A 1686-nucleotide genomic window follows, 5' to 3' on the forward strand; every position below is an offset into this window, starting at 1 on the left:
CTCCTTGGGCCAGAGGAAGTAACGAAAATACAAATGGATTGATCAGGGAATATATTTCCAAAGGAACAGACATCGCTACGATCACAGACGAGGAAATCAACCGAATGGTGTGGAAAATCAACACTCGACCACGCAAGATGTTCGGATGGAAATCTTCGCTTGAAGTCTTCTGGTCAGAGATGTTCCACTTAGCTTGACAATTCAAGCAAAGAAAAAAGCCCTATCGCTAGGACTTTGAACAATTAGTTGAGCGACAAGACTTTGGTTTTGATTTGATCACACACTGAACGGAACACCTCAAGATCATTCGATGGTGCTGGATCTGGCAGCGGCCAATATAATTTAGTCACACTCGGCGGCGTCACTGGACACCGATCATGGGCATCGCCGCACAAGGTCACCACCAAATCACATTGCTTGAGAAATGCCGGATCGATCAACTTCGAGGTTTGGCGAGAAATATCGACGCCGACTTCCGCCATCACTTCTACGGCTTTAGGATTGAGGCCGTGAGTTTCGATGCCGGCGCTTTGAATCTTCCAGTCACTGGGCAAAAGTTGTTTGGCAAAACCTTCAGCCATTTGACTGCGACAAGCATTGCCGGTACATAAGAAATAGATTTTTTTCAAAGCGACACCTCCATCACGTATCGCTAGTATGCTGGGTTTGATACGACTTGTCAATGAATTACCAAGGTGCCATGTTGCCGCCACTTTGTTGATAGACAATTTCATATGGCGTCCCAGCTGCAAGCTTGGCGAATTGATCAGCCGTCAGATTCTTGAAATCAAGATGTTGATGTGTCGCCAATTGCATGGGATCTTGCAGTAACACATGATGGCTTTGAATCCAGTCGAGCAAGGCTGGCACCGCTGTCGGCGTTGGGATCAGTAGGTTCATATGATTGATGGTGATCAGCGTGCGATAACGGGTTTCCATAATTGGAACAGTGCCAATCGAGGGAAAAATCACGGTGCTCAATAAAGCAACGGTCAGGCGTTGTGGGACATCTTGATAAAAAAGGTGTCCGTATTCATCTTTCAGGGTTAACTCCCCACCAAACTCGGCCGTTCCGATGAACATTTGATACCCTGCAGTGATGCGATTCAACCATTTCGGCATGATGTGCTGAGGATACTGAACACCATCAACAATTGCCGTCATATATGCTGGTCGCACTTTAATAATGTGGCTGATATCAGCGATTGCCGGCATCCCGAGCAACTCGTTCATCGTCCTATCATGGTTATCGTGCACGTCAAGCAAATCACGCGCATCCAGTTTTAATAATCGGCATAAGCTGGCCACTGCTTCAAGATCGGGTTTGCGTTGATCATTTTCCCATTGCGAAACAGTTTGACGGGTGACGAATAATTTATCGGCTACCTCTTGTTGGGTGAAACCCATTTGCTGTCGGCCTGCGATTAACTTTGCCCCAATTTTCATACTCCTCGCCTCCACCTGTATTATCGCATAATTGCAAGCGGTTTTAACGGCTTTTCATAGGGTCACAAACTGTGACTTCCGCCATTACCTAAAAAAAACGCATCCAAAACATTTCCCGGGAAAATGAAAAACGCCAACTCTATGAGTCGACGTTTTGTAGGCACTAATGCAACAAAAGATACAGCCCCAGTTTACAATTCAAGTGCAACACCTTAGCGACTAGACCAAAAAGGCCATGAA

The 1686-nt window shown here is 46.1% G+C and carries 3 protein-coding genes; 1 reads left to right on the top strand and 2 read right to left on the bottom strand.

Going from position 1 to position 1686, the window contains the following annotated elements; genetic code table 11:
* Window positions 1-197 (top strand): transposase (locus FD01_RS16735; RefSeq protein WP_420864849.1); only part of this gene is annotated, 197 nt, incomplete at its 5' end.
* A 45-nt stretch (window positions 198-242) separates the two neighbouring features.
* Here the strand turns inward: FD01_RS16735 and arsC are convergent.
* Together arsC and FD01_RS11640 are read right to left on the bottom strand one after the other, a co-directional pair.
* A complete protein-coding gene (gene arsC, locus FD01_RS11635; protein ID WP_056964439.1) occupies window positions 243-629 on the bottom strand; it encodes an arsenate reductase (thioredoxin) in 387 nt (128 codons plus the stop codon).
* A 58-nt stretch (window positions 630-687) separates the two neighbouring features.
* A complete protein-coding gene (locus FD01_RS11640; protein ID WP_054720082.1) occupies window positions 688-1446 on the bottom strand; it encodes a helix-turn-helix domain-containing protein in 759 nt (252 codons plus the stop codon).
* Between the last annotated feature and the right edge of the window lie 240 nt (window positions 1447-1686).

Source organism: Lacticaseibacillus manihotivorans DSM 13343 = JCM 12514, from assembly GCF_001435035.1.
GTDB lineage: Bacteria > Bacillota > Bacilli > Lactobacillales > Lactobacillaceae > Lacticaseibacillus > Lacticaseibacillus manihotivorans.

Bases quoted from the DNA above. Each gene is read 5' to 3' on its own strand.
- FD01_RS11640 (WP_054720082.1), bottom strand. From the start codon at position 1,446: ATGAAAATTGGGGCAAAGTTAATCGCAGGCCGACAGCAAATGGGTTTC.